Raw genomic sequence first — 26,927 nt, 5'->3', positions numbered from 1 at the left:
ACCCAAGCACAGGCGGCGCGGTCCGGCACACGGACGCTCAGGCGATCGCGCTGCGGCCCGTCACCGCCCGCCCGACGATCAGGCTGTTCACCTCGCGGGTGCCCTCGTAGGAGTAGATCGCCTCGGCGTCGGCGACGAACCGGCCCACGTGGTTCTCCAGCAGGATCCCGTTGCCGCCCATCAGCTCGCGGGCCCAGCCGACGGTCTCGCGCATCCGCATGGTGCTGTAGCCCTTGGCCATCGAGGCGTGCTCGTCGCGCAGCATCCCGCAGTCCTGCAGCTGGGAGGCCCGGGCGCACAGCGCCGCGGAGGCGGTGATGTTGCCGAGCATCCGGAACAGCAGGTCCTGCACCAGCTGGAACGAGGTGATCGGCCGGCCGAACTGCTCGCGGTCCATCGCGTAGCGCAGCGCGTGCTCGTAGGCGCCGCGCGAGCAGCCCACCGCCGACCACGCCACGCTGACCCGCGTCGCCCGCAGCACGTTCGCGGTGTCGCGGAAGGAGTTCGCGTCCTGCAGGCGGTTCTCCTCCGGCACGCGCACCCCCTCGAGGGTGATGTGGGCGTTCTGCACCGCACGCAGCGCGATCTTGTCCTCGAGGTCGACGGCGGAGAAGCCCGGCGTGGGCGTCTCCACGACGAAGCCGAGCACCCGGTCGGTCTCGACGTCGCGGGCCCAGATGACGACCAGGTCGGCGAAGCTGCCGTTGCCGATCCACTTCTTCTGCCCGTCGAGCACCCACTCGTCGCCCTCGCGGCGGGCCGTGGTCTGGATGCCGCGGGCGACGTCGGAGCCGTGCTCGGGCTCGGTCAGGCCGAACGCGCCGATCCGCTCCATCCGCGCCATGGCCGGGAGCCAGCGCTCCTTCTGCTCCTCGGAGGCGCACAGGTGCAGGGTGCCCATCGCCAGGCCGCCGTGGACGCCCATGAACGTGGCCACCGACGGGTCGCCGCGGCCGAGCTCCATCGCCACCATGCCGTCGAACAGCGAGGACCGGCCGGGGGAGCCGTGCCCGGAGTACTGGGCGCCGGCGATGCCCAGCTCGGCCAGGCCGGGGATGAGCTGGCGGGGGAACTGCGCCCGGGTCCAGTACTCGTTGATGATCGGCTCCACCTGCTCGTCCATGAAGGCGCGGACGCGGTGCAGCGTCGCCCGGTCCTGCTCGTCGAGCAGCGCCTCGAGGTCGTAGAAGTCCGACGTGACGGGTGGCCGGTCTGCCATGGGTGCCTCCTGGCGACAGCGGGACCGCGGCGTCCCGTCCGCCCGACCTACCCGCCGTCCGCCCGGGCAACCCGGTGTGGCCGACGCCGGCGGCGGGCAGGAGCGGACGATTCCGTCCGCACACCCCGCAGGAGGGTCCCGTGCCCCGTTCCATCGCCGACCAGACCGAGGCCGAGCTCGGCGGTCCCGGCAGCGTGCTGGTGCGCCAGCGCGCCGACCACGTCGCGCTCGACCGGCTGCTGCACGAGCTCGACGGCACCACCGGCCGGCAGCAGGAGGAGGTGCTCACCCGCATCGACCGGCTGGTGTTCAGCCACGCCTTCGCCGAGGAGACCGTGCTGTGGCCGGTGGTCCGCCGCGTGCTGCCCGACGGCGACGAGATCACCCGCCGGGTCGAGATCGAGCACCAGGAGGTCAACGAGCTCGTCGCCGCCCTCGAGGAGGGCGGGCCCGACTCCCCCGAGCGCCCGGCCCGGCTCGCCCGGCTGGTGCAGGTGCTGCGCGAGGACGTCCGCGACGAGGAGGACGTGATGTTCCCCCGCCTGCAGGAGCGTCTCGACGCCGCCGAGCTGCGCCGCCTGGGCCGCCGCTGGGAGGTCATGCGCCGCATCTCGCCGACCCGGGCGCACCCCACGGTGTCCCGCCGTCCGCCCGGGAACGCGCTCTCGGGGCTGCCGCTGTCGCTGCTCGACCGCAGCCGCGACGCCGTCGACGCCGTCGTCCGCCGGGTGCCCGCCGTCGCCCCGGCGGGTCAGGTCGTGAGCCGCGGCCTGGCCGCGGTGGCCGGCGTCGTCGAGCGCACCCCGCCCGCCCGCCGCGGCGACGGGCCGCCCACCGCCCGCTGACCACACTGCAGAGGCCCCCTCCCCGGCCGGGGAGGGGGCCTCTGCGGTGCAGCGGTCAGTTCGTGTTGCGGTCCTTGGGCTCGGCGCGGGCGTCGAGCTGGATCTCCTTCTCGGCGGCCGGGACGCCCTCCTTCATCTCCTTGGTCCGCTCCATCTCGGCGTCGAACTCGATGCCGAACAGCAGCGCCAGGTTGATCAGCCAGAACCAGATGAGGAAGACGACGACGCCGGCCAGCGTGCCGTACGTCTTGTTGTAGCTGCCGAAGTTGCCCACGTAGAAGGCGAACGCGGCCGAGGCCACGACCGCGACGAGGATCGCGACGCCGGCACCCGGGCTGACCCACTGGAACCCGCGCAGCTTCACGTTCGGGGTCGAGTAGTAGAGGACGGCGATCATCAGGGCCAGGATCACCAGGATCACGGGCCACTTGACGACGTTCCACACGGTCAGGGCGGTGTCACCCAGGCCGATGGCCGAGCCGACGGCCTCGACGACCGGGCCGCTGAGCACCAGCATCAGGACGATGGTGGCGGCGAACAGGATGCCGATCAGCGTGACCAGCAGCTGCAGCGGCTTGAGCTTCCAGATCTTGCGGCCCTCGGGCGTCTCGTAGACGACGTTGGCGGCCCGGGTGAAGGCCCCGACGTAGCCCGACGCCGACCAGATCGCACCGAGCAGACCGACGACGAGGCCGATGCCGGCGGCGCTCTGGTTGCCGGCGACCTGCTCGATGACCGGGCCCAGCGTGTCGGCCGCCTGCCCCGGCAGGACCGTGGTGAGCGCGCTGGTCAGCTGCTCGGGCGTCGTCAGCAGGCCCACGATCGAGACCAGCGCGATGATCGCCGGGAACAGCGCCTGGATGCCGTAGTAGGTGAGCGCGGCGGCCCAGTCGGTGAGGTTGTCCTCGCTGAACTCCTTGAGGGTCCGCTTGACCGTGCCCATGGTCGTGGTCGTGCGCTCGTGGCCCTTGGGGGCGCTGTCGAAGCGCGTGGAGTTCACCTTGTCGTCGTGCGGCGCGGGATCACCGGCGGAGTTGCCGGAGAAGCGCGTCGGCTTCGACGCCTCGGTGCTCGCGGCGCGTGAGCCGTGGGGTCGGGCCATCGTGGTCCTCCGGTGCAGGGAGCGTGGGCGTTCCGGTGATCGATTCCCCGGACGGTCCCGTTCCATGCACCCGGGTGATCACCCGGCGTGTCCGCTCAGCGGATTCCCGACATCGGCGACCACTCGCCGGCCCGCGCGCAGGCCCGCTCCACCTCGGCCAGGTCGTCGGGCTCGCCGGGCCCCCGCCGGCGGGCCTGCACCATCCCGGCGACGCTGACCAGCACGACCGCCGCGGCCGCGCCCGCGCCGAGCAGCGACACCGCCGTGAACGCCGAGGCGCGGGGGAAGCCGGTGGCCGGGTCGAGGCCCGCGCCGAGCAGCGCGACGGTGAGCGTGCTGCCCACCGCCTGGCCGGTGGAGCGGGCGATGGAGTTCACCGCGTTGGCCACGCCGGTCTCGCTGCGGCGCACCGCCGAGACCACCAGGGACGGCAGCGCGGCGTAGGCCACCGTCACCCAGGCCTGCGACAGCAGCCCGGCCACCACCACCCACGCGGGCTCCGCACGGCCCAGCGCGAGCACGAGGAAGCCGGCCAGCCCGGTGACCGAGCCGACGAGCAGCGTGGGCAGGGCGCCGATCCGGTCGACGACCCGGCCGGCCAGCGGGGCCAGGGCGATGCCCAGCACGCCGCCGGGCAGCAGGTAGACGACGGCGGCCTCGAGCACCGGGGCGCCGAAGCCGTAGCCGGCGGCCGCGGGCGGGGTCTGCACGTACTGCATGACCACGAGGAAGGAGACGAACAGCCCGACGCCGGTGGCCAGGCCCGCGAGGTTGGGGACGAGCATCCGCGGGTCGGCCAGCAGCGCCGGGCGCACCAGCGGATCGGCGCGGCGGCGCTGCAGCAGCACCCAGCCGGTGAGCACCACAAGCGCGCCGGCGGCGCAGCCGAGCGTCAGCGGCGACGTCCAGCCCCAGCCGTTGCCCTGCGAGACCGGCAGCAGCAGGAGCACCAGGCCGGCACCGAGGACGACCGCGCCGGCCCAGTCGACGCGGCCGGTCGCGGTCGCCGGGCGGCGCGGCAGCACGACGGCGGCCAGCGCCAGCGAGGCGAGGGTGACGCCGAGGCCGATCCAGAAGGGGCGGTGGTAGTCGCCGCCGTCGCCGGTGAGCAGCCCGGCGGCCACCAGTCCGACGACGCCGCCCACCCCGAGCGTGCTGCTGACGATCGACATGGCCACGCTCAGCCGCTCGGGCGGGAGCTCGCGGCGCAGCAGGCTGATCGACAGGGGGAACAGGCCGTAGGAGGAGCCCTGCAGCACCCGGGCCACGATGAGCAGCGGCAGCGAGCGGGTGACGATGGCGAGCAGCGTGCCGACGGCGACCGCCGCCAGGACGCCGAGCACGACCGGGCGCTCCCCGTGGATGTCGCCGAGCCGGCCGAGGACCGGCGTGAGCACCGCCGCCGCCAGCAGGTTCGCCGTCAGCACCCAGCTCGCGGCGGCGGTCGAGACGCCGAGCTGCTCGCCGATCGGGCCGAGCACCGGGACGACCAGGCTCTGCAGCAACGACAGGGTCGTGACACCCAGTGACAGGGTCAGGACCAGGAGCGCGGGACGCGTCGGGCGGGTGCCGGAGGCCGTGCCGGGTGGTCGGGCCTGCGCACCTGCGGACACGTCCCGATGACACCATGCGTCCGCCCTCGGCACCGTCCGGGCTCCGCGCGGGCCCGGTTGTGCTTCCGATCACAGTCCGTCAGGTGAACATCACGTGCCGACGATTGAGAGGGCGATCGGCTGGGGACACAGTCCCCAGACGACGAGCCGCGGGGCCCGGTCCCGGCGGCGCGAGACGAGACGAGCAAGGGGTAGTTCGAGATGGTTCTGTGGCCCGCTGTCGCCCTCGTCGGTTTCCTGGTCCTCACCGGCCTGGTGATCGTGATGGGCGCCTCGACGACCGCGCGCTACGAGCAGGAGCAGCGGGCGGCCCGCGCCGCCACGCCCGCCCCCGCCGGTGCCGAGGCCGTGGGGGTCGCACAGGCCGCCTGACCGCGCCGCACCTCCCGCGACGACCCGCGCCCCGCCGCTCCGCTCCGGAGCCGCGGGGCGCGAGTGCGTCCGGGGGCGGTCACAGGTGCGCCTCGGGGGCGTCGAGCACCGTGCGGTCCAGCGACTCGAGCAGGTCCAGCCAGGTGTGCACCTTCGGCAGCTCCCAGCGCTGGAACCACCGCGCCGCGGTGCGCTTGCCCTCGTGGAAGTCGCTGGTCTCGTCGCGGGTGGCCAGCGCCTGCTCCAGCCACAGCCAGGCGACGACGGTGTGCCCGGCGGCGTCGAGGTAGGCGCTCGCGTTGGCCAGCGCCAGCGCCGGGTCGCCGGTGCCCCACAGCGTGCCGGTGACCTCGACCAGGCGGCGCACCGCGGTGTCGACGTCGGCCGCGAGGTCGGCGAACGGGGTGCCGGCCGCCCGCGCCGTCGTCGCCCCGATGGTCTCGGCGAGCAGCCGCAGGCCGGCGCCGCCGTGCATCGTCACCTTGCGGCCGAGCAGGTCGAGGGCCTGGATGCCGTTGGTGCCCTCGTGGATCGGGTTGAGCCGGTTGTCCCGGTAGAACTGCTCGACCGGGTAGTCGCGGGTGTAGCCGTAGCCGCCGTGCACCTGGATGGCCAGGTCGTCGGCGACCGGGCCCCACTGCGACGGCCAGGCCTTGGCGATCGGCGTGAGGGTGTCGAGCAGCAGGTGGGCGCGCTCGCGCTCCTCCTGGGTCTCCGCCGTCCGCTCCTCGTCGACCAGCCGGGCGCAGTAGAGGCCCAGCGCCAGCCCGCCCTGGGCGTAGCTCTTGGCGGCCAGCAGCATCCGGCGGACGTCGGGGTGGTCGACCAGCCGCACCATCGGCGAGGAGGCGTCCCGGTTGCTCGCCGGACGACCCTGCGTGCGGGTGCGCGCGTACTCCAGCGCGTGCAGGTAGCCGGTGTAGCCGAGGACCGTGGCGCCCATACCGACGCCGATCCGGGCCTCGTTCATCATGTGGAACATGTAGGACAGGCCCTTGTGGGGCTCGCCCACGAGGTAGCCGACGGCGCCCGCGCGGCCGCCCGGGGTGTGCACGCCCTCGCCGAAGTTGAGCAGCGTGTTCGTCGTCCCGCGGTAGCCCATCTTGTGGTTGAGCCCGGCCAGGACGACGTCGTTGCGCTCGCCCACCGAGCCGTCGTCGGCGACCAGGTACTTCGGCACGACGAACAGCGAGATGCCCTTCACGCCGGGCGGGCCGCCGGGGATCTTCGCCAGCACCAGGTGGACGATGTTCTCGGTCAGCTCGTGGTCGCCGGCCGAGATCCACATCTTGTTGCCGGTGAGCCGGTACGTGCCGTCGTCCTGGGGCTCGGCGCGGGTGGTGATGTCGGCGAGCGAGGACCCGGCCTGCGGCTCGGACAGCGCCATCGTGCCGAACCAGCGGCCCTCCAGCATCGGCCGCACATAGCGGTCCTTCTGCTCCTGCGAGCCGTGCGCCAGCAGCAGCCGGGCGTTGCCCATGGTCAGGAACGGGTAGCTCGACGTGCCGACGTTGGCCGCCTTGAACCACGCGAACGCGGCCTGCCCGACGGTCTGCGGCAGCTGCATGCCGCCGTACTCCTCGTCGAAGGTCCCGGCCATGATCCCGGAGTCGCGGAAGACCTCGAGCGCCCGCCCGACCTCGGGGATCATCTCGACCCGGCCGTCGACGAACCGGGGCTCGTTCTCGTCGGCCTTCCGGTTGTGCGGCGCGAAGTGCTCGGTGGCGATCTGCTCGGCGAGCTCCATCACGGCGTCGAACGTCTCGCGGGAGTGCTCGGCGAACCGGGGCCGCTTGGTCAGCGTCTCGACCTCCAGCCACTCGTGCAGGAGGAACTCCAGGTCGCGGCGGGACAGGATGAGCGAGGACACGACGGCCTCCACGGACGACGGCGGCGGGAGAGGCGGGCGCGCGGCCCGACCGGCCCACGATAGGCCGGGGCCGCGGCCGGGTAGCAGGTCCGCCATGGACCTCGACCAGCTCATCAGCCGGGCCACCGGCCTGACCACCGGCGCGGGGGCGGCGCTGCTCGGGCGGCTGCAGTCCGTGCGGCTGCCCGGCGTCGGCACCGCCTCGGCCAAGGACGACCCGGCCACCGCCGCGCGGCGCTGGCGCGCGGTCACGGTGCTCGCCGCACCCGACCGGCTGGCCGACCTGCCCTCCCCGCTGGCCGCGCTGGGGGACCGGGTCGAGACGCGGGTGACCCCCGCGCCCGGCGACAAGGGCACCGAGCTCGCCGCCCGGTTCCGCGGGCCGGCCACCGACGACGACCTCGGCCGGCTGCGGCAGGCGCTGCGGGAGGCCAAGCAGCTCGTGGAGGTGGGTGAGGTGCTCCGGATGGACCCGCGCCCGCACGGTGAGCGCGCCGACACCCCCGGTGGCCGGCTGCTCGACGGCGCGGTGGCCGCGTCGCGGAAGGAGGGCCTGCTGTGAGGGCGCTGACCTGGACCGGGGTGAACCAGCTGTCGGTGGAGGACGTCCCGGAGCCGCAGCTGCTCAACGACCACGACGTGATCCTGAAGATCACCCGGACGACCACCTGCGGGTCGGACCTGCACCTGCTCTCCGGCTACATCCCGTTCATGCGCGCCGGCGACGTCATCGGCCACGAGTTCATGGGCGAGGTGGTCGAGGTGGGCAGCGGCGTCCGCAACCGCCGGGTGGGCGACCGCGTCGTCGTCGCCTCCTTCGTCTCCTGCGGGAACTGCTGGTACTGCCGCAACGAGCTCTACTCGCTGTGCGACAACAGCAACCCCAACCCGGGCATCACCGAGGGGCTGTGGGGCCAGGCCATCGGCGGCTGCCTCGGTTACTCGCACGCCGTCGGCGGCTACGCCGGCAGCCACGCGGAGTACATGCGGGTGCCCTTCGCCGACGTCGGCAGCTTCGTCGTCCCCGACGGCGTCCCCGACGACCGGGCGCTGTTCGCCTCCGACGCCGCGTCGACCGCCTTCACCGGCGTCGACCTGGGCGGCGTGCGGCCCGGCGACACCGTCGCGGTGTGGGGAGCCGGCGCCGTCGGTCAGATGGCCGCCCGGATCTCCGCCCTGGTGGGCGCGGAGCAGGTCGTCGTCATCGACCGGCTGCCCGAGCGGCTCGAGCAGGCCCGCACGCACGCCGGCGCGGACGTGATCGACTACTCGAGCACCGACGTCGCCGCGGAGCTGCGCGAGCGCACCGGCGGCCGCGGCCCGGACGTGTGCATCGAGGCGGTGGGCATGGAGGCGCACAGCCCCGGCCCGCAGGGCGTCTACGACCAGGTCAAGCAGCAGCTGCGGCTGCAGACCGACCGGACGTCGGCGGTGCGCGAGGCGATCATGGCGTGCCGCAAGGGCGGCAGCGTGTTCACGCTCGGCGTCTTCGCCGCGATGGTGGACAAGTTCCCGCTCGGCGCGGTGATGAACAAGGGCCTCACCCTGCGCGGCGCCCAGGTGCACGGCCCGCGCTACATCCCGCGGCTGCTCGAGTGGATGGAGAGCGGCGAGCTGGTCACCGAGCACCTGGCCACGCACGTCATGCCGCTGGAGGAGGCGGCGCGCGGCTACGAGCTGTTCAAGGAGAAGCAGGACGGCTGCGTGCGCGCGGTCTTCCTGCCGCACGGCTGACCCGCGGGCGGCGATCCGTGTTGATCATCGGCTGCGTGCACGGGACACGGTGCGACACGCCGCCGGGGCGTGCACGCGTCCGATGATCAACCGCCGAGACGGTTGATCCGGCCCCGGGACGGCGAGAGGCCCCTCCCCGCAGCTCGCGGGGAGGGGCCTCTCGTGGTGCGTGGAGGTCAGCCGGAGGAGCGGCCGGTGGTCTCCGCGTCGCCGGGACGGCCGACGGGCGGGGCGGTCGACGTCGGCGCGGACGCCCCGGCCGACTGCACGGCCTGCTCGGCGCCGTCGTGGTCGGCCGCGTGGCCGCCGGCGGTCTGCTCGCCGGCCTGCCGCGCCTGGATGCCGGACTTGTTCGACAGCGCCAGCTGCGGCAGGAACAGGAACACGAAGAACCCGACGGCCACCACGCACGCGGCGATGAGGAACACCAGGTCGATCGAGTTCGAGAACCCGGTCTTGAACGGCGCCGCGAGGAACGACGGCAGCGTCTGGATGAACGAGGTGTCCGAGAGCGCGTCGCCGCCCGCGGGCAGCTGACCGCCCTGCACCGCCTCGGCCACCCGCGGGTCGGAGGCCGCGGCGGAGGTGACGGCGTCGCCGATGTCCTGCGGCAGCCGGCTGAACAGCACCGACAGGAAGACGGCGGTGCCGATCGTGCCGCCCATCTGCCGGAAGAAGGTCACCGACGAGGTGGCCACGCCCATCTCCCGCGGCGACACGGCGTTCTGCACCGCGAGGATCGCCGGCTGGAAGTTGAAGCCGAGGCCGAGACCCAGCAGCACCATGAAGGGCACCAGGGTCCACACCGAGGTGTCGGCGTCGACGACGAACGACATCGCCAGGAGCGCGCCGGTCATCAGCGCGATGCCCACGAGCGGGAAGACCTTGTACCGGCCGGTCTTCGAGATCGCGATGCCCGAGCTCATCGCGCCGGTCATGATGCCCGCGACCAGCGGGATCATCTGCAGGCCGGCGACCGTGGCGCTGGAGCCGTGCACGATCTGCAGGTACTGCGGCAGGAGCAGCAGCCCGCCGAACATGCCGGCGCCCATGACGACGCTGCCGACGCCGACCACCGAGAAGCTGCGGTTGCGGAACAGGCGCAGCGGCAGCAGGGCGTCGTCGCGGTAGGCGCGCTCGGCCAGGATGAACAGCACGAAGCCGACGGCGCCGATGGCGTAGCAGGCGAGCGAGCGGCCCGAGGTCCAGCCCCAGAGCCGGCCCTGCTCGGCGACGACGAGCAGCGGCACGAGGAACGTGATGAGCGCGAGCGCGCCCGGCCAGTCGATGCGGTGCTCGCGGCGCTCGTGCGGCAGGTGCAGCACGCGGAAGACGGCGACGAAGGCGAGCACGCCCAGCGGCACGTTGACGTAGAAGATCCAGCGCCAGCCGTCGACGCCGAGCAGCGAGCCCTGGCCCGCGAAGAAGCCGCCGATGACCGGGCCGAGCACGCTCGAGGTGCCGAAGACGGCCATGAAGTAGCCCTGGTACCGCGAGCGCTCCCGCGGCGGGACGATGTCGCCGATGATCGCGAGCGCGAGCGACATCAGGCCGCCGGCGCCGATGCCCTGCACTGCGCGGAAGGCGGCCAGCTCGTACATCGACGTCGCCATGCCGCACAGCACCGAGCCGACGACGAACACGGCGATGGCGAACAGGTAGAAGGGCCGTCGGCCGTAGATGTCGGAGAGCTTGCCGTAGAGCGGCGTGGCGATCGTCGAGGTGATGAGGAACGCCGTCGTCGCCCAGGCCTGCAGGTCGTAGCCCTGCAGGTCGTCGGCGATGGTGCGGATGGCGGTGGAGACGACCGTCTGGTCGAGGGCCGCGAGGAACATCGCGACCATCAGCCCGACGAGGATCGTGACGATCTGGCGGTGGGTGAACGCGCCGGAGGAGTCCGGTGCTGCCGCCGCGGCGCGGGCGCCGCTGCGCCCGCCGGCGGGGCGGGCGGTGGTCTGGCTCATGGCTTCTCTCTCGGGACGGGGAGTGCGGAGGGGGACGGCAGCGCTGCCGTGAGGTCGTCGAGCAGGCGCCCGAAGAGCCCGGTGAGGGCGGCGAGGTCGTCGTCGGACCAGCCGGCGAGCATCGCCTCGAGCTGCGTGGCGCGCTCCTGCGCGAGCCGCTCGACGGCGTCGCGGCCGGCGTCGGTGGCGACCAGCCGGGTGGCTCGGCCGTCGGTCTCGTCGGCGACGCGCTGCACGAGGCCCTGCTCGACGAGCGAGGCGACGTGCCGGCTGACCGTGGAGGGGTCGGCGTGCACGAGCTCGGCGAGCGCGCTCTGGCGGAGCGGGCCGATCCGCGTCAGCGGGAACAGCAGCACCAGCGCGGCGCGCTCACGGCCGTCGCCGGCGGCCTGCTGGCTCTTGAACGCGTGCACCAGCCGCATGAAGCGCGGCATCTGCTCCGACAGCCGCCGGACCTCGGCGGAGCGGGCGCCTGCCGGAGGCAGGGCGGGGGAGGGCACAGGAGGACTCCGGGACGGAGGGACGGGTGCATGTACCGTACAAACCGTTGCGCGGTACATGCAACCAGTTGTGTCGTGCACGCACTGTGAGCCGTGCGACTCCGGTACCCCGCGGTGCCGGAGGAGGAACAGCCACCGGCCTGCGGGCGTTGACCCCGTCGGCCCCGGACGCCGACGGCGCGGGCCCCACCGGTGCGATCCTGGGCGAGACCCGACCCGCACCGGGCCCTCTCTCGATGGATGGAGCCGAGCACCGCCGTGACCGCGACCCTCCCGGACCTCCGGTCCCGGCTGGCCGCGCTGACCCTCGAGGACGAGCACCGTCTCGGCCGCCGCCTGGAGGGGCTGCGCCGCACCCGCGACGCCGCGGCCCGCGAGCGGGCACTGGAGCGGATCACCGCCGACGTCGTCGCCGCCGAAGAGCGCATCGCCCGCCGCCGCGCCGCCGTGCCCGCGGTCACCTATCCCGAGGGGCTGCCCGTCAGCGCCCGGCGCGACGACATCGCCGCCGCCCTGCGCGAGTCCCAGGTCGTCGTCGTCGCCGGCGAGACCGGCTCGGGCAAGACCACCCAGCTGCCCAAGATCGCCCTCGAGCTCGGCCGCGGCGTGCGCGGCCGCATCGGCCACACCCAGCCGCGGCGGATCGCCGCCCGCACGGTGGCCGAGCGGATCGCCGAGGAGCTGGAGACCCCGCTCGGCGGCGCGGTCGGGTGGAAGGTGCGCTTCACCGACCAGGTCGGCGACGCCACCTCGGTCAAGCTCATGACCGACGGCGTCCTGCTCGCCGAGATCGCCCACGACCGGCTGCTGCGGCAGTACGACACGATCATCGTCGACGAGGCGCACGAGCGGAGCCTCACCATCGACTTCCTGCTGGGCTACCTCGCCCAGCTGCTGCCGCGCCGTCCCGACCTCAAGGTCGTCATCACCTCGGCCACCATCGACGTCGAGCGGATCGCGAAGCACTTCGGCCTCGACGGCGCCGAGGTGCCCGTGGTCGAGGTCAGCGGCCGCACCTACCCGGTCGAGGTGCGCTACCGGCCCGTCCTCGACCCCGACGGGCGGGCGGGGGACGGGGCAGCCGACCCCGACCGCGACCAGGTGACCGCCATCGGCGACGCCGTCGAGGAGTTGGCCGCCGAGGGCCCCGGCGACGTCCTCGTGTTCCTCGCCGGCGAGCGGGAGATCCGCGACGCCGCCGACGTGCTCACCGAGCGCTTCCCCGGCACCGAGGTGCTGCCGCTCTACTCGCGCCTGTCGGCCGCCGACCAGCACCGCGTCTTCCAGCCGCACACCGGCCGGCGCATCGTGCTGGCCACCAACGTGGCCGAGACGTCGCTGACCGTGCCGGGCATCCGCTACGTCGTCGACCCCGGCACCGCCCGCATCTCCCGCTACAGCGCGCGCACGAAGGTGCAGCGGCTGCCGATCGAGCCGATCAGCCAGGCCTCCGCGCGGCAGCGCTCGGGGCGCTGCGGCCGCGTCGCCGACGGCATCGCCATCCGGCTCTACACCGAGGAGGACTTCGAGGGCCGGCCGGAGTACACCGACCCGGAGATCCTGCGCACCAGCCTCGCCTCGGTGCTGCTGCAGATGGCCGCGCTCGACCTCGGCGCGGTGGAGGACTTCCCGTTCGTCGACCCGCCCGACCGCCGCGCCGTCACCGACGGCCGCGCCCTGCTCGAGGAGCTCGGGGCACTGGAGGACGGGCGGCTCACCGACACCGGCCGGGCGCTCGCCCAGCTGCCCCTGGACCCGCGGCTGGGTCGCATGGTCGTCGAGGCCGACCGCCGCGGCGTGCTCGAGGAGGTCCTCGTCATCGCCGCGGGCCTGACGATCCAGGACCCGCGCGAGCGTCCCGCCGAGCACCAGCAGGCCGCCGACCAGATGCACGCCCGGTTCGCCGACGAGCACTCCGACTTCCTCGCGCTGCTCAACCTGTGGCGGTACCTCACCGAGCAGCAGGACGCGCTCTCCGGCAGCCAGTTCCGGAAGACGGTCAAGCGCGAGTTCCTGCACTACGTGCGCATCCGCGAGTGGCAGGACCTGCACGGCCAGCTGCGCGGCACCGCCCGCCGCCTCGGCATGACCGTCGGCGCCCTCGCCGCCGAGCCCGACGAGCGCGGCGTCTCCACCGCGCTGCTCGCCGGGCTGCTGTCCCAGGTCGGCCTCCAGCTGGAGGAGAAGCGGAAGGACGGCGACCGGCGGCGCGGCGGCCGCGAGTACCTCGGCGCCCGCGGCGCCCGGTTCGTCATCGCGCCCGGCACCCCGCTGGCGAGGAAGCCGCCGCGCTGGGTGGTGGCCGCGGAGCTGGTCGAGACCAGCCGGCTGTTCGCCCGCACCGTCGCGCGCGTCGACCCCGAGGACGTCGAGCGGCTGGCCGGCCACATGGTCTCCCGCGAGTACTCCGAGCCGCGGTGGGACGCCAGGCGCGGCTCCGTCGTCGCCACCGAGCGGGTCACCCTGTACGGCATCCCGCTCGTGGTCGGCCGGCGCGTGCAGTACGGCTCGATCGACCCGGTCGTCTCCCGTGAGCTGTTCATCCGGCACGCGCTCGTCCAGGGTGAGTGGACGACGCACCACCGGTTCTGGGCCGACAACCAGCGCGCGCTGGAGCGGGTGGCCGAGCTGGAGGAGCGCGCCCGGCGGCGCGACATCCGGGTCGACGACGAGACGTTGTTCGAGCTCTACGACGCGCGCGTCCCGGCCGACGTCGTCTCCACCCGGCACTTCGACCGCTGGTGGAAGACCGCGCGCCAGCGCACCCCCGACCTGCTCACCCTCACGCCCGAGATGCTCACCGACGCGGCCGCCGCAGGGCAGGTGCGCGTCGAGGACTTCCCGGACGAGGTGCCGCTCACCCAGGGGCTGACCCTGCCGCTGTCCTACGCCTTCGCGCCCGGGGCGCCGGAGGACGGCGTCACCGTCGACGTCCCGCTCGCCGTCCTCGACTCCGTGGTCGAGCAGACGTCGGGGGAGTCGCTGGCCTTCACCGTCCCCGGACTGCGGGAGGAACTGGTGACGGCGCTGCTCCGCACGCTGCCCAAGCAGCTCCGGCGCGCGCTCGTGCCGATCCCCGACCGGGTCCGCGAGGTGCTGCCGCGCATCGCCCCCACCGAGCCGCTGCTGCCGGCCCTGGAGCGCGAGCTGCGGCGCGCGGCGGCCGTCGTCGTCCCGCCGGACGCCTGGCAGCCGGCGCAGGTCCCCGGCCACCTGCGCGCGACCTTCCGCGTGGTCGACGACCGGCAGCGCGCGCTGGCCACCGGCAAGGACCTGCAGGCGCTGCGCCGCGAGGTCGCCCCGCAGGCGCGGGCGAGCCTCGCCGCGGCCGCCTCCGACGTCGAACGCACCGGGCTGACGGCCTGGACGATCGGCGAGCTGCCGCGCACCGTCGAGGTGCGGCGCGGCGGGCACGCGGTCACCGCGTACCCGGCGCTGGTCGACGAGGGCGCCACCGTCGGCGTGCGGGTCGTCTCCACCGAGGCCGAGGCCGCGCGCCTGTCCTGGCGCGGCGCCCGCCGGCTGCTCGTGCTCGTGGCGGGCTCGCCCACCCGGCAGGTGGTCAAGGGGCTGTCACCGAGGAGCCGGCTGGCCCTGCAGTTCAACCCCGACGGCGAGATCCCGGCGCTGGTCGACGACTGCGTCGACGCCGCCGCCGACGAACTGGTCGCCGCCGCGGGCGGGCCGCCGCGCGACGGGGCGGCCTTCGCCGCGCTGGTCGCGACGGCGAAGGAGCAGCTGCTGCCGCTCACCCAGGACACCGTCCGGCGGGTCGAGGCGGTGCTCACCCAGGCCCGCGAGGTCGCCGTCGCGATCGGCGCGGCGCCCGGCCGGTGGGTGCCCGAGGCGGCCGTCGCCGACCTGCGCCGGCAGATGGGCGGCCTGCTGCACCGCGGCTTCGTCGCCGATGCCGGCCGGCGGCGGCTGCCCGACCTGGTCCGCTACCTGAGGGCCATGGCCTACCGGCTGGAGAAGCTGCCGGCCAACGCGGTGCGCGACGCCCTCTGGACGGACCAGGTCGCCGCCGTGACCGCCGAGTACGAGCAGCTGCGCCGCGAGGTGCCGCCCACCGGCGCCCCCGACGACCCGGTCACCCGCATCCGGTGGATGGTCGAGGAGCTGCGCGTCGGGCTGTTCGCGCAGCAGATCGGCACGCCCCGCCCGGTGTCGGAGCAGCGGCTCTACAAGGCGATCGACGCGCTCACGGCGTAGACCGCCCCGGCGCTCAGGCCGGGGGCGCGGCGTCCGGGTCCGGCACGGGGTCCGACGCCGGCTCGCGCAGCAGCGCGGAGATGCGCTGCCGGGTGACGCCGAACAGGGCGGCGATGCGGTTGATGCTCACCTGCTCGTCCTGCAGGGCGCGGGCCTGCGCGCGGCGCCAGGCGGAGCCCGCGCCCGCGAGGGCCGACAGCACCGTGGTGATCCGCTCGACGACCAGCGGCCGGGCCTCGGCGCTGACGATGTCGAGCCACGCCCGCCCGGTGCGGCGCTCGGCCAGCAGGAGCTCGGCGCGCTCGCGCGCGCCCTGCAGCTCGACGGCGCAGCGGTCGATCTCGCGCACCAGGTCCTGCAGCGCGGCCAGCGCGGTGTCCCGCTCGCGCCCGTCGTCCTGCGGTCCGGTCTGCTCCGGCTCCACCGGAAGCTGCTGCGGTCCTGCCACGGTCGTCCTCCCGCGTCCTCCCCGGCGGTCTGCTCCACCGGGAACGGTTGCACACTACCTTGTTGAACGGGCGTTGCGTGCAACACGCGTGACACGCAAGGGGTGGTTGCACACCGGCCGCCGACCTGGGAGGGTCGTCCCCGATCCGATAGTGCACAACCGAGACTGCTCCGTGTCGGTCCGGTGCCGTTCCAGGGAGACCGATGTCGACGCTCACCGCCCGGGTGGACCTGCCACCGTCCCCCCGGAGCGTGCCCGTGGCACGCCACGTCGCACGGGAGGTGCTGCGCGCCTGGCGGGCCCCGCAGGACGCGGGCGACGTCGAGCTGCTGGTCACCGAGCTCGTGGCCAACGTCGTCGACCACGTCGAGGGAGAGGCCGTGCTCTCCCTGGAGCTCGAGTACTCCGACGGCTGGCTGCGGGTCGCCGTCGCCGACGGCAGCGCCGTCCGCCCCGTGGTGGGCGAGCTGCGCGGCGACCAGCCGCGCGGCCGCGGCATGCAGATCGTCGCGGCCATCGCCAACGACTGGGGCGTCGAGGACGCCGGCGACGGCAAGCGGGTGTGGTTCGTCCTGGACTCCCGGTCGGCGGGCTGAGACGCACCGCGCGTTTGCCCCGGCGGCTCCCCGGGGAGGGCTGGGGAGACCGATGCCGTCCGACGGAGGAGACGTGATGAGCGAGCCCACCAGCCACACCGAGGCAGCCGGCGAGGGCCTGTCCGACGAGGAGATGGTGGAGGCCGTCGCCGACCAGACCGACAGCGCCTCCGGTCACGCCTACAAGGCGGGCAAGGACTGGGACGGCGACGCGAGCCAGGCCCCCGAGCCGTCCGACACCGACCGGTAGGTCCTGCGACACTGCCTCCCGCCCGGCGAGCGCCGGGCGGGAGGTGCCCATGACGACGACGTCCCCGCGCCCGGCCCCGGCCGTCCCCGCCGAGCCGCCGCGGTCGCCACTGCTGCGCCCGGTGCGCACCGCGGCCCGCTACGCCGTGCGGCACGGCCTCCCGGCGGTGTACCTCTCCCGGGCCGCCCGCCGCGGCGACCCCCTCGCCCGCCTGCTGCGCGACCCGGCCGCCCGCGAGGACCCGTACGACCTCCACGAGCGGCTGCGCGACCGCGGGCCGGTCACCGCCGGCGCGCTGGGGCCGGTGACCACCTCGCACGCCGTGGCCGCCGCCGTGCTGCGCTCCGACGCCGCAGGCGTGGGCTGGGACCGCTCGCAGGCGCCGGCACCCATCCGCTGGGCCCTGCGGCTGGGCGACGAGCTCGACGCCACGGGCGTGGCCGAGCCGCCGTCGATGCTGGTCACCGACCCGCCCGACCACCCGCTTCCGCCGCCTGGTCGGCCGCGCCTTCACCCCGCGCGCCACGCTCGCCTCCGCGCCGATGGTCCGGCGCACCGCCGAGGCGCTGCTCGACGACCTCGCCGGCCGCGACGGCGTCGTCGACCTCGTCGGCGCCTACGCCGCGCAGCTGCCGGTGCTCGTCATCGCCGACCTGCTCGCCGTCCCCGCCGACCGGCGCGAGGACTTCCTGCGCTGGGGCGCCGCGGCCGCCGCCACCCTCGACGCCGGCCTGTCCCCGCGCCGCTACCTCGCCGCGGAGCGCGGGCTGCGCGCCATGCACGCCTTCCTGCGCGGCCACTTCGCCCGGCTGCGCGCCGACCCCGGCGACGACCTGGTCAGCCGCCTGGTGACGCTGGACGGCGACGAGGCGCTGAGCGAGCGCGAGCTGCACGCCACCGTGATGCTGCTGCTCGGCGCCGGCTTCGAGACGACGGTCAACCTGCTCGGCAACGCCGTCGTGCTGCTCGACGCCCACCGCGACCAGTGGGACGCGCTGCGGGAGCACCCCGCCGGCTGGGACGGCGCCGTCGAGGAGGTGCTGCGCGCCGACAGCCCCGTGCAGCTCACCGGCCGCAGCCTGACCCGGGACGCGGAGCTCGCCGGCGTCCCGCTGCCGGCCGGCACCCGCGTCACCGTGCTGCTCGGCGCGGCCAACCGCGACCCCGCCGTCTTCGCCGACCCGGGGCGGTTCGACGTCACCCGCCCCAACGCCCGCGACCACCTGGCCTTCTCCGGCGGCGTCCACTACTGCCTGGGCGCCGGGCTGGCCCGCCTGGAGGGCACCGTGGGCCTGCAGGTGCTCACCGAGCGCTTCCCGCGGCTGCGGGTGGCCGGGACGCCGGTGCGCCGCGACCTGCGGACGCTGCGCCGCTGGGCGACCCTGCCGGTCGCCCTGCGCTGACCCCGGGTCAGTGGGGGACGAGCATCCCGGCGCCGACGGTGGCGTTGGTGGCCTCGTCGACGAGGATGAACCGGCCCGTGGCGCGGTTGTGCGTGTAGTCGTCGACGAACAGCGGCTGGGTGGTGCGCAGCCGCACCCGGCCGATGTCGTTCAGGCCGAGCTCGCCGGCCTCCTCCTCGTGGTCGAGGGTGTTGACGTCGAGCCGGTGCACGACCTCCTTGACCATCGCGCGCACCGACCGGGTGGTGTGCTTGACCGCCAGGCGCTGCCGGGGGCGCAGCGGCTCCTCGGCCATCCAGCAGACCAGCGCGTCGAGGTCCTGGGTGGCCTCCGGGCCGCCGTCGGGGCCGCAGAGCATGTCGCCGCGGGACACGTCGAGGTCGTCGGCGAGGCGCACGGTCACCGACATGGGCGGGACGGCGACGTCGACCGGGCCGCGCGGGCCGTCGATGCCGGCGATCGTCGTCGTCCGGCCGGACGGCAGGACCGCCACCGCGTCGCCGGGCCGCAGCACGCCGCTGGCCACCGTGCCGGCGTAGCCGCGGTAGTCGTGGAACGCGTCCGACTGCGGGCGGATGACGTACTGCACGGGGAAGCGGACGTCGGTGAGGTTGGCGTCGCCGGCCACCTCGACCGACTCGAGGTGCTCGAGCAGCGACGGGCCGTCGTACCAGGGGGCGGCGTCGGAGCGGGTGACGACGTTGTCGCCGCGCAGCGCCGAGACCGGCACGACGGTCAGGTCGGGGACGTGCAGGCGCGCGGCGAAGGCGCGGAACTCGTCGCGGATCGCCTCGAACGCCTCCTGCGACCAGTCGACGAGGTCCATCTTGTTCACCGCGACCACCAGGTGCGGCACCCGCAGCAGCGCGGCGAGGTAGGCGTGCCGGCGGCTCTGCTCGAGGATCCCCTTGCGGGCGTCGACCAGCACGATCGCGAGGTCGGCGGTCGAGGCGCCGGTGACCATGTTGCGCGTGTACTGCACGTGCCCCGGGGTGTCGGCGAGGACGAACGTGCGCCGCGGGGTGCTGAAGTACCGGTAGGCGACGTCGATGGTGATGCCCTGCTCCCGCTCGGCGCGCAGGCCGTCGGTGAGCAGCGCCAGGTCGACGTAGTCGCCGCGGCTGGCGCGCTCGATCGCCGCGTACTGGTCCTCGAAGACGGCCTTGCTGTCGAACAGCAGGCGGCCGATGAGCGTGCTCTTGCCGTCGTCGACCGAGCCGGCCGTGGCGATGCGGGCGATGTCCCGGCGGGCCGTCGCGATCTCTGCCGCCTGCTCGGCGGCAGCGGAGTGGACGTCGACGGCGGGCAGGTCGGACATGGCCCCCATCGTCCCAGCCGTGACACGCGGCGCCGCGAGCGGGGACGCTGGTGTGAGCGGCGCCACCGGGCGCCCGCGGGGAGGAGCCGCAGTGGGCGGTCTGGTGTTCCTGGTGCCGGTGCTGCTGGTCGTCGTCGCCGGCTACTCGGTGGGCTACGTCGTGGCCGAGGCGCTCGGCGTGGGCGCGCCGGAGGCGGTGGGGTGGCCGGCGGGCCTCCTGCTGCTCGCCGTCACCGTCGTCGTCCTGCTGCGCCGGTACCGCAGGCGGGCGCGGGCTAGAAGTAGCCCTCCTTCTTCCGGTCCTCCATCGCGGCGTCGCTGACCTTGTCGTCGCCGCGGGTGGCGCCGCGCTCGGTCAGCCGGGTCACCGCGATCTCGGCGATGACCTCCTCGACCGTCGTCGCCCGCGAGCGGACCGCCGCGGTGAGGTTGGCGTCGCCGACGGTCCGGTAGCGGACGGTCTCGCGGGTCACCTGCTCGCCCTCGCGCGGGCGGACGAACTCGTTGACGGCGTAGAGCATCCCCTGCCGCTCGACGACCTCGCGCTCCTGCGCCAGGTACAGCGGCGGGATCGCGATGCCCTCCTGGGCGATGTACTGCCAGATGTCGAGCTCGGTCCAGTTCGACAGCGGGAACACCCGGATCGACTCGCCGAGGTGGATCCGGCCGTTGTAGAGGTCCCACAGCTCCGGCCGCTGGTTCTTCGGGTCCCACTGGCCGAACTCGTCGCGGAAGCTGAACACCCGCTCCTTGGCCCGCGCCTTGTCCTCGTCGCGGCGGGCGCCGCCGAACAGGGCGGTGAACCCGTGCTCCTCGACCGCCTCGAGCAGCACCGGCGTCTGGATGCGGTTGCGCGAGCCGTTGGGCTCCTCGCGCACCAGCCCGCGGGCCATCGCGTCGGGCACCGAGGCGACGACGAGCTCCACGCCGAGCTCGGCCACCCGCTTGTCGCGGAATTCGAGCACGTCGGGGAAGTTCAGCCCGGTGTCGACGTGCATCACCGGGAACGGGATGCGCGCCGGGGCGAACGCCTTGCGGGCGAGCTCCAGCATGACGATGGAGTCCTTGCCGCCGGAGAACAGCAGAACCGGGCGTTCGAGCTCGGCGGCCACCTCGCGGATGACGTGGATCGACTCGGCCTCGAGGGTCTCCAGCTGGGTGAGCCGGTGGGCGGGGGTCGTCACGTCCCCAGTGTCCGTCACGTCGTGCCGCGGACGGCGGCCAGGAGGTCCGCGGCCAGCTCCGGCCGGCACACCAGCAGGTCGGGCAGCGACGGGTCGGGCTCGTTGTAGCGCAGCGGCGACCCGTCCAACCGCAGCGCGGTCAGGCCCGCGGCCAGGGCGACGGCGACCGGCGCCGCGGAGTCCCACTGGTACATCCCGCCGGCGTGCACGTAGGCGTCGACCTCGCCGCGCACCACCGCGGTGACCTTGTAGCCGGCCGACCCCAGGGGCACGAGCTCGCCGCCGACCGCGGCCGCCGCGGCGGCCGCCTGCGCGGGCGGACGGGTGCGGCTGACCGCGATCCGGGGCGCCCGCGCGACGGCGGCGGGCAGGGCCGGCGCCGGGTCGGTGACCAGCACCTCGCCGGCGGCGGGCAGCGCCACGGCCGCGGCGGTCAGCGTCCCGGCTGCCCACAGCGCCACGTGGACGGCGAAGTCGGACCGGTCCGTCTCGCCGTACTCGCGGGTGCCGTCGAGCGGGTCGACGATCCACACCCGCCCGGCCTCCAGGCGGCTGCGGTCGTCGGCGGCCTCCTCGCTGAACACGACGTCGTCGGGCCGGTGCGCGGCGAGGACCCCGGCGATGGCCTCCTGCGCGGCCGCGTCCCCGGCGTCGCCGAGCGCCCGCCCGGTCAGCCCGCTGGCCCGCAGCTCCACCAGCACGTCCGCGGCGGCCCGGGCGGCGGCCGCGGCCACCTCGACGTCCCTCACCGGGCACCTCCGCGGACGGGCGCGTCGCCCGGGTCGGCGACCGGGGCCGTCAGCGCGGGGTCGGAGGGGCTGCCCTCGGCGTCACGAGTCACCCGCGGACGGTACGTCCGCGCCCGCCGGCGCCTGTCCGGGGACCCCGCCCGCGTCGGGCCCGGAGCGCGGCAGGCGGACGGTGAACACCGCGCCCCGCCCAGGGGCGGTGTCCAGCGAGACGTCGCCGCCGTGCGCGGCCACCAGCGAGGAGACGATCGCCAGGCCCAGCCCCGTGCCGCCGGCCACCCGGCTGCGGGAGGCGTCGGCCCGGTAGAAGCGCTCGAACACCCGCGCGGCGTCCTCCGGGGCCATGCCCGGGCCCTCGTCGGCCACCCGCAGCACCACCCGGTCGCCGCCGTCGCTGGTGTCCTCGCCGAGGGAGACGGTGACCCGCGCCGTCGGCGGGGTGTGCACCACCGCGTTGGTGACGAGGTTGCCCACCACCTGGCGCAGCCGCGCCTCGTCGCCGAGCACCACGGGCACCTCGGTGAGGGAGTCCTCGAGGTGCAGCGAGACCGGCCGGTCGGGCTGGAGCACCCGCGCGTCGTGGACGGCGTCGCCCGCGACCTCGGCCAGGTCGACCGGGGTGAGCGACAGCGGGCGCTGCTGGTCGAGGCGGGCGAGCTGCAGCAGGTCCTCGACCAGCACGCCCATCCGCGAGCCCTCGCTCTCGATGCGGGCCATCAGCCGCCCGGTCTCCTCGGCGCTGCCGACGGCGCCCTGCCGGTAGAGCTCGGCGAAGCCGCGGATCGACGTCAGCGGGGTGCGCAGCTCGTGGCTCGCGTCGGCGACGAACCGGCGCATCCGCTCCTCCGACGCCCGCGCCTGCTCCTCGGAGCGCTGCTGGGCGCGGAAGGCGCTCTCGATGCGGGCGAGCATGCCGTTGAGCGCCTGGGACAGCCGGCCGACCTCGGTGCGGCCGTCGCCCTCGGGCACCCGCTGGGACAGGTCGCCGGCCGCGATCGCCTGCGCGGTGCGCTCGACGGCCGCCAGCGGCCGCAGGCTGCTGCGCACCAGGGCGTACCCGGCCACCCCGAGCGCGGCGAGCACGACCAGCCCGACGACCACCTCGATCACGACGAGCCGGGCGATCACCCGGTCGTCGCGGTCCAGGTCGCCGCCGGCGACGAGCACCAGGCCGCCGGGCAGCTCCACGGCGGTCACCCGCCAGTAGGTGTCCCGGTCCGCGGAGGCGACGGTGTGGGCGCCGTGGCCGCCGGGGCCGGGGCGGCCGCGCCCGGCCTCCGAGGTCAGCTCCTCGACCGTGTCGTCGTCGAGGGCGGGCAGGTCGTCGTCGGACAGCGGGCCGGAGAGCACCACCGGCCGTTCGTCGCCGGGGACGAGGCAGGCCTGGTAGTCGCCGGGGGTGACGTAGCGCTGCCGCCCGCCGAACAGGCAGGCGGTGACGTAGTTCTCCTGCTCCACCGACTGGCGCAGCGTGCTCTCCAGCTGCTGGTCGAGCTGGTCGACGAGGTAGCGCTTGAGCAGCGACGTCGCCGCCACGCCGGTGGCGACCAGCGCGACGGTGACCAGCACGAGCAGCAGCGCCACCAGCGTGATCCGCAGCGGGACCCGCGGCAGGGGGGAGCCGCCGCGGGCCGCGGGCGGGGCCCCGGCGGGCGTGCTCACGAACCGCGCGGCAGGCGCAGCGTGTAGCCGACGCCGCGGATGGTGTGCAGCAGGCGGGGCTCGGTGGTGTCGACCTTGCGCCGCAGGTAGGAGATGTAGGACTCGACGACGTTCGCCTCGCCGTTGAAGTCGTAGTTCCACACGTGGTCGAGGATCTGCGCCTTCGACAGCACGCGCCCGGCGTTGGCCATCAGGTAGCGCAGCAGCTTGAACTCCGTCGGCGAGAGGCTGACGACCTCGCCGGCCTTCACGACCTCGTGCGACTCCTCGTCGAGCTCGATGTCGGCGAAGGACAGCCGGGGGCTCTCGGCGGCGCGCTGCTGGCCGGTGCTGCGGCGCAGGACGGCCCGGATGCGGGCGAGCACCTCGTCGAGGCTGAAGGGCTTGGTGACGTAGTCGTCGCCGCCGAGGGTCAGCCCGGAGACCTTGTCCTCCGCGGCGTCGCGCGCGGTGAGGAACAGCACCGGGGTGTGCCGGCCGCTCTCGCGCAGCCGCCGGACGACGCCGAAGCCGTCGAGCCCCGGCATCATCACGTCGAGCACCAGCAGGTCGGGCCGGAAGGACGCGGCCAGCGCGAGCGCCTGCTGCCCGTCGGCCGCCGTCGCCACCTCGAAGCCGGCGTAGCGCAGGCTCGCCGAGAGCAGCTCGCGGATGTTCGGCTCGTCGTCGACCACCAGGAGGCGGGCCTCCGGTCCGGTGGCGCGAGCGCTGCGGGTCCCCGTCACGACATCTCCCGTCGGACGCCTGGCTACCGTCGTCATGGCACCCACGGTGCGGGGCGCGGCTGCGGGTGCACTGGACGGTACCTGTGAGCTCCCTGGACGTCGGTGGTCAGGACGTCCCGCGGTCCGGACGTCGCCGCTCAGCCGGCGGGGGACATCGCCCGGCCGCGCCGCCAGTAGCCGATCGCGTGGTGCTGGGCGCGGGACAGGCCCCAACGGCCGCGCAGGTCGGCCCGCACCACCCGGACGGCGGCGGACTCGGCGGCCACCCAGGCGAACAGGTCGTCCCCGGCCGGGCGGTCGAGGGCGGCGACGGCGTCGGCGAGCAGCGTGCCCTCCCCGGGCGGGGTGCCGCCGCGGTGCAGCCAGCGCACCTCGACGCCGGCCGGGGCGGCCAGGGACTGCTCCTCCTCGGGGCCCGCCACCTCCAGCAGCGCGGTGCCGGTGGTGTCCGGCGCGGCCGCGGCGAGGATCCGGCTGATCGCCGGCAGCGCCGTCTCGTCACCGGCCAGCAGGAGCGTGCGCGCGGGCCGGTCGCCCAGGGCCCCGCTCCCGGCCACCCCGAGCAGGGCGCCCGGGGCCGCGGCGGCCGCCCACGACGCCGCGGGGCCGTCGCCGTGCAGCACGAAGTCGATCTCCACCTCGCCGCGCTGCACGTCCTGCCGGCGGGCCGTGTAGCTGCGCAGGCTCACCCCGTGCGCGCCCACCGGCCAGACCACGCGCCCGTCGCGGGCGACCGACGGCCAGCGCGGGTCCGGGTCGCCGACCCGGGGCACGAGCAGGTTGACCGTCGGGCCGGCCGCGGCGACGGCGTCCGCCGTGCCGGACAGGACCACCCGCCGCACCGACGGCGTCGCGTCCGCGACGCAGGTGACGGTGAGGACGTCGACGCTGCGGGGATCGCCGGGCTCGGACACGCAGCGAGCGTAGGGACCGGGGGCCGATGCGGGCCGACCCGGCCGACCCCGGGGGAATGAGGTCGACCGGGCCGGCGATCGAGGACGAAGGACCTCACGCTCCGTCACTGCCCCTCGACTCGGAGCAGCGGGTTCGTGTCGGTGACCCCCGTCGACGTGAACGCTACGTGACCGCCGCGTCCGCGGCACTGCCCGATCGGGTGGACCTCCCCGCCGCCGGGGTGATCTGGGTCGCTCGCCGGCCGGCCCGGGCGGCATGTGTGCCCCCCGGACGGGCCGGGCACCGGGGGAGGACCACACGGACGACCGAGGACGGGGTCATGGCCGACGAGTTCACGAAGGGTGACCACGTCACCTGGAACAGCCACGGCAGCAAGGCCGAGGGCGAGGTCACCAAGAAGATCACGAAGGACACCGAGGCCGGCGGCCGGAAGGTCAAGGCCAGCTCCGACGAGCCGCAGTACGAGGTCAAGAGCGACAAGAGCGGGAAGACGGCGGTGCACAAGCCGTCCGCGCTCGACGAGAAGTAGGAGATGCCGTGAGCGAGATGGACGACCGATTCGCCGGGGTGTCGTCGCGCAGCGACAAGCACAACCCGCGTCTCGACGAGGAGATCGAGCACGAGATCCAGGGGATGCTCAAGTCCGGGCGCGCCACCCGGTCCGAGGAGTTCCGCGAGGTGGAGCCCGTGGCCGAGGGCGAGCCGGACCCCGCCGGCAGCCCGAACAGCACGCTGATCGGCGGCGTCCCGGTCGGCATGACCGAGGACGCCGTGGTCGCGCGGGCCGAGCTCGCGCGCTGGCTCGTCCGGGCCGACTTCCCGGCCGACGGCCCCGCCCTGGTCGAGGCCGCGCAGGACCACCGCGCCCCGGACGCCGTCGTCGCCGAGCTGGAGCGGCTGCCCGAGGGCGAGACCTACGAGCGCATCGGCGACGTCGCCCGGGCGCTGGGGTACCCGACCGAGACCTGACCTGGTCCCGCGGCCCCTCGGGGCCGGCCGAGGAGGCTCAGGAGCCGGTGCGCTCCTGGGCCTCCTGGCCGTCCGGGGAGCCGTTGTCGGCCTCGTCGGCGATCTCCTCGCGACCCCGGCGGCGGAACAGCTTCGAGCCGGGGAAGCCCTTCACCACCTCGCGGATGTCCTGCATGGTGTCGAGCAGGTCGTGCACGTCGGTGCCGACGTCGCCGAGCCCCTCGAGCACCGGGATCACGCCCTCGTCGAGGTGCGTGACCAGCGAGGGCAGCCGGTCGACGAGCTGCACCAGCGCCTCGACCTCGTGCGGGTCCAGCGTCTCGGCCAGCCGGCGGACCGACGGCGTCAGCCGGGTCAGCGGCTCCTCGTAGCCGGCGAGCAGCGGGTCGATCCGGCCGACCAGCCCCTCGGTGCGCTCCACGGCGCCCTGCGCGCCGTCGATCGTCCGGCCGACCGCACCGATCGCCTCGTCGGCCCGTTGCTGGGTCTGCTCGACGGCGGAGATCGCCGCGTCGGCCTTCTGCTGGGTCGCCTCGACGTTGCTGATCGCAGCATCCGCCTTCTGCTGCGTCAGCTCGACCGCGGAGATGGCGGCGTCGGCCTTTAGCTGCGTCTGCTCGACGGCCGAGATGGCGGCGTCGGCCTTCTGCTGCGTCCGCTCGACGTTCCCGATGGCCTCGTCGGCGCGCTGCTGCGTCGCTTGGACGTTCCCGATCGCGGCGTCGGCGCGCTGCTGGGTCGCCTCGACGTTGCCGATGGCGGCGTCCGCCCGCTGCTGCGTCCGCTCGACGTTATCGATGGCGGCATCGGCGCGCTGCTGGGTCGCCTGGACGTTGCCGATGGCGGCGTCCGCCCGCTGCTGCGTCTCCTCGACGCTCGCGATCGCCTCGTCCGCCCGCTGCCGCGTCCGGGCGACGTCGGCGATGGCGGCGTCCGCGCGCTCGCGGGTGCTGCCCACCGCCTCGATCGCACGGTCGGCGGCGGCGATCGTCCCGCCGGCGTGCTCCACCAGGCCCTCCGCCCGGCCGACCACCCGGTCCACGCGGTCGAGCAGGTCGTCGAGCCGGTCCACCGCCGCCGCCACCCGCGGCACGAGAGCGAGGGCCTCGGCGACGCCGTCGCGCAGGCTCTCGACGGCGGAGAAGACGTCGGACGGGCCGGGGATCGAGGGGAGCCGCACGCGCCGACGCTACGTCCGGGGGCGGCGCGACGCCCGGTCGGCGAGTGGTCCGCCCCCCGCACGGGTAGCCCCGGACGCATCCCGGAGCCCGCCGGTC

General features: G+C 74.8%; 25 protein-coding genes. 11 read left to right on the top strand and 14 right to left on the bottom strand.

What is annotated here, in order from left to right; all coding sequences use genetic code 11:
- Positions 1-37 precede the first annotated feature (37 nt).
- Positions 38-1,219: an acyl-CoA dehydrogenase family protein gene (locus tag WA616_RS06970; RefSeq protein ID WP_073421184.1), complete on the bottom strand. Its 1,182-nt coding sequence runs from the start codon at positions 1,217-1,219 to the stop codon at positions 38-40.
- A gap of 140 nt (positions 1,220-1,359) precedes the next feature.
- Here WA616_RS06970 and WA616_RS06965 point away from each other — a divergent pair, with 140 nt between their 5' ends.
- A complete protein-coding gene (locus WA616_RS06965) occupies positions 1,360-2,064 on the top strand; it encodes a hemerythrin domain-containing protein (RefSeq protein WP_336028469.1) in 705 nt (234 codons plus the stop codon).
- A gap of 55 nt (positions 2,065-2,119) precedes the next feature.
- Here WA616_RS06965 and WA616_RS06960 read toward each other — a convergent pair whose 3' ends face one another.
- Positions 2,120-3,166: a YihY/virulence factor BrkB family protein gene (locus WA616_RS06960; RefSeq protein ID WP_336028468.1), complete on the bottom strand. Its 1,047-nt coding sequence runs from the start codon at positions 3,164-3,166 to the stop codon at positions 2,120-2,122.
- 95 nt (positions 3,167-3,261) lie between these two features.
- A complete protein-coding gene (locus tag WA616_RS06955; RefSeq protein WP_336028467.1) occupies positions 3,262-4,779 on the bottom strand; it encodes an MFS transporter in 1,518 nt (505 codons plus the stop codon).
- Between the two features lie 201 nt (positions 4,780-4,980).
- On the opposite strand from WA616_RS06955, the gene WA616_RS06950 reads away from it, so the two are divergent.
- Complete coding sequence (locus WA616_RS06950; protein WP_175562901.1) at positions 4,981-5,151, top strand: hypothetical protein; 171 nt, start codon at positions 4,981-4,983, stop codon at positions 5,149-5,151.
- A gap of 79 nt (positions 5,152-5,230) precedes the next feature.
- On the opposite strand, the gene WA616_RS06945 is transcribed toward WA616_RS06950, so the two are convergent.
- On the bottom strand, positions 5,231-7,021 hold the full coding sequence (locus WA616_RS06945; RefSeq protein ID WP_336028465.1) for an acyl-CoA dehydrogenase: 1,791 nt from the start codon (positions 7,019-7,021) through the stop codon (positions 5,231-5,233).
- 94 nt (positions 7,022-7,115) lie between these two features.
- On the opposite strand from WA616_RS06945, the gene WA616_RS06940 reads away from it, so the two are divergent.
- Positions 7,116-7,583 (top strand): hypothetical protein, encoded by a 468-nt coding sequence (locus WA616_RS06940; RefSeq protein ID WP_336028463.1) that lies wholly within the window; start codon positions 7,116-7,118, stop codon positions 7,581-7,583.
- The gene (locus tag WA616_RS06935) at positions 7,580-8,755 is read left to right on the top strand and encodes a zinc-dependent alcohol dehydrogenase (RefSeq protein ID WP_336028461.1); all 1,176 of its coding nucleotides are present in this window, start codon (positions 7,580-7,582) and stop codon (positions 8,753-8,755) included. Before WA616_RS06940 ends, WA616_RS06935 begins: the two co-directional genes overlap by 4 nt.
- A gap of 176 nt (positions 8,756-8,931) precedes the next feature.
- Here the strand turns inward: WA616_RS06935 and WA616_RS06930 are convergent, their stop codons facing one another.
- Together WA616_RS06930 and WA616_RS06925 are read right to left on the bottom strand one after the other, a co-directional pair.
- Positions 8,932-10,719, bottom strand: a complete 1,788-nt coding sequence (locus tag WA616_RS06930) for an MDR family MFS transporter (RefSeq protein ID WP_073421191.1) — start codon at positions 10,717-10,719, stop codon at positions 8,932-8,934.
- Positions 10,716-11,219 carry a MarR family winged helix-turn-helix transcriptional regulator gene (locus WA616_RS06925; protein ID WP_336028458.1) on the bottom strand — a complete coding sequence of 168 codons (504 nt, stop codon included), beginning with the start codon at positions 11,217-11,219 and terminating at the stop codon, positions 10,716-10,718. Before WA616_RS06925 ends, WA616_RS06930 begins: the two co-directional genes overlap by 4 nt.
- 258 nt (positions 11,220-11,477) lie before the next feature.
- Here WA616_RS06925 and hrpA point away from each other — a divergent pair, with 258 nt between their 5' ends.
- Positions 11,478-15,431 carry an ATP-dependent RNA helicase HrpA gene (hrpA, locus tag WA616_RS06920; protein WP_336028457.1) on the top strand — a complete coding sequence of 1,318 codons (3,954 nt, stop codon included), beginning with the start codon at positions 11,478-11,480 and terminating at the stop codon, positions 15,429-15,431.
- 13 nt (positions 15,432-15,444) lie between these two features.
- On the opposite strand, the gene WA616_RS06915 is transcribed toward hrpA, so the two are convergent.
- Entirely contained in the window at positions 15,445-15,879 is a 435-nt protein-coding gene (locus tag WA616_RS06915; RefSeq protein ID WP_245794635.1) for a hypothetical protein, read from the bottom strand.
- 203 nt (positions 15,880-16,082) lie between these two features.
- On the opposite strand from WA616_RS06915, the gene WA616_RS06910 reads away from it, so the two are divergent.
- The 3 genes from WA616_RS06910 (at position 16,083) to WA616_RS06900 (ending at position 18,128) form a co-directional block, all read left to right on the top strand.
- Complete coding sequence (locus tag WA616_RS06910; protein WP_336028453.1) at positions 16,083-16,475, top strand: ATP-binding protein; 393 nt, start codon at positions 16,083-16,085, stop codon at positions 16,473-16,475.
- 76 nt (positions 16,476-16,551) lie between these two features.
- Entirely contained in the window at positions 16,552-16,725 is a 174-nt protein-coding gene (locus WA616_RS06905) for a hypothetical protein (protein WP_336028452.1), read from the top strand.
- Between the two features lie 542 nt (positions 16,726-17,267).
- On the top strand, positions 17,268-18,128 hold the full coding sequence (locus WA616_RS06900) for a cytochrome P450 (protein ID WP_336028449.1): 861 nt from the start codon (positions 17,268-17,270) through the stop codon (positions 18,126-18,128).
- Positions 18,129-18,135: 7 nt separating this feature from the next.
- Here WA616_RS06900 and WA616_RS06895 read toward each other — a convergent pair whose 3' ends face one another.
- Positions 18,136-19,446, bottom strand: coding sequence for a sulfate adenylyltransferase subunit 1 (locus WA616_RS06895; RefSeq protein WP_336028448.1), 1,311 nt, complete (start codon positions 19,444-19,446; stop codon positions 18,136-18,138).
- A 91-nt stretch (positions 19,447-19,537) separates the two neighbouring features.
- Here WA616_RS06895 and WA616_RS06890 point away from each other — a divergent pair, with 91 nt between their 5' ends.
- Positions 19,538-19,768, top strand: coding sequence for a hypothetical protein (locus WA616_RS06890; protein ID WP_073421202.1), 231 nt, complete (start codon positions 19,538-19,540; stop codon positions 19,766-19,768).
- On the opposite strand, the gene cysD is transcribed toward WA616_RS06890, so the two are convergent.
- The 5 genes from cysD to WA616_RS06865 form a co-directional block, all read right to left on the bottom strand.
- The gene (gene cysD / locus WA616_RS06885; protein WP_073421204.1) at positions 19,722-20,630 is read right to left on the bottom strand and encodes a sulfate adenylyltransferase subunit CysD; all 909 of its coding nucleotides are present in this window, start codon (positions 20,628-20,630) and stop codon (positions 19,722-19,724) included. The two genes, WA616_RS06890 and cysD, sit on opposite strands and share 47 nt — an antisense overlap.
- A 14-nt stretch (positions 20,631-20,644) precedes the next feature.
- Positions 20,645-21,379: an inositol monophosphatase family protein gene (locus WA616_RS06880; protein ID WP_336028445.1), complete on the bottom strand. Its 735-nt coding sequence runs from the start codon at positions 21,377-21,379 to the stop codon at positions 20,645-20,647.
- 81 nt (positions 21,380-21,460) lie between these two features.
- A complete protein-coding gene (locus WA616_RS06875; RefSeq protein ID WP_336028443.1) occupies positions 21,461-23,041 on the bottom strand; it encodes a sensor histidine kinase in 1,581 nt (526 codons plus the stop codon).
- Positions 23,038-23,766 (bottom strand): response regulator transcription factor, encoded by a 729-nt coding sequence (locus WA616_RS06870; RefSeq protein ID WP_175562903.1) that lies wholly within the window; start codon positions 23,764-23,766, stop codon positions 23,038-23,040. Before WA616_RS06870 ends, WA616_RS06875 begins: the two co-directional genes overlap by 4 nt.
- Before the next feature lie 137 nt (positions 23,767-23,903).
- Positions 23,904-24,680 (bottom strand): siderophore-interacting protein, encoded by a 777-nt coding sequence (locus WA616_RS06865; protein ID WP_336028441.1) that lies wholly within the window; start codon positions 24,678-24,680, stop codon positions 23,904-23,906.
- A 320-nt stretch (positions 24,681-25,000) separates the two neighbouring features.
- Here WA616_RS06865 and WA616_RS06860 point away from each other — a divergent pair, with 320 nt between their 5' ends.
- Positions 25,001-25,210 carry a DUF2945 domain-containing protein gene (locus WA616_RS06860; protein WP_336028440.1) on the top strand — a complete coding sequence of 70 codons (210 nt, stop codon included), beginning with the start codon at positions 25,001-25,003 and terminating at the stop codon, positions 25,208-25,210.
- A 17-nt stretch (positions 25,211-25,227) separates the two neighbouring features.
- On the top strand, positions 25,228-25,650 hold the full coding sequence (locus WA616_RS06855) for a DUF2795 domain-containing protein (RefSeq protein ID WP_073421910.1): 423 nt from the start codon (positions 25,228-25,230) through the stop codon (positions 25,648-25,650).
- A 37-nt stretch (positions 25,651-25,687) separates the two neighbouring features.
- On the opposite strand, the gene WA616_RS06850 is transcribed toward WA616_RS06855, so the two are convergent.
- Positions 25,688-26,830 (bottom strand): hypothetical protein, encoded by a 1,143-nt coding sequence (locus WA616_RS06850; RefSeq protein WP_336028438.1) that lies wholly within the window; start codon positions 26,828-26,830, stop codon positions 25,688-25,690.
- Positions 26,831-26,927 lie beyond the last annotated feature (97 nt).

It is taken from the genome of Geodermatophilus sp. FMUSA9-8 (assembly GCF_037034165.1).
GTDB lineage: Bacteria > Actinomycetota > Actinomycetes > Mycobacteriales > Geodermatophilaceae > Geodermatophilus > Geodermatophilus nigrescens.
Note: the sequence above shows the minus strand (reverse complement) of the source record. Positions and strands in the feature narration are given on the sequence as shown.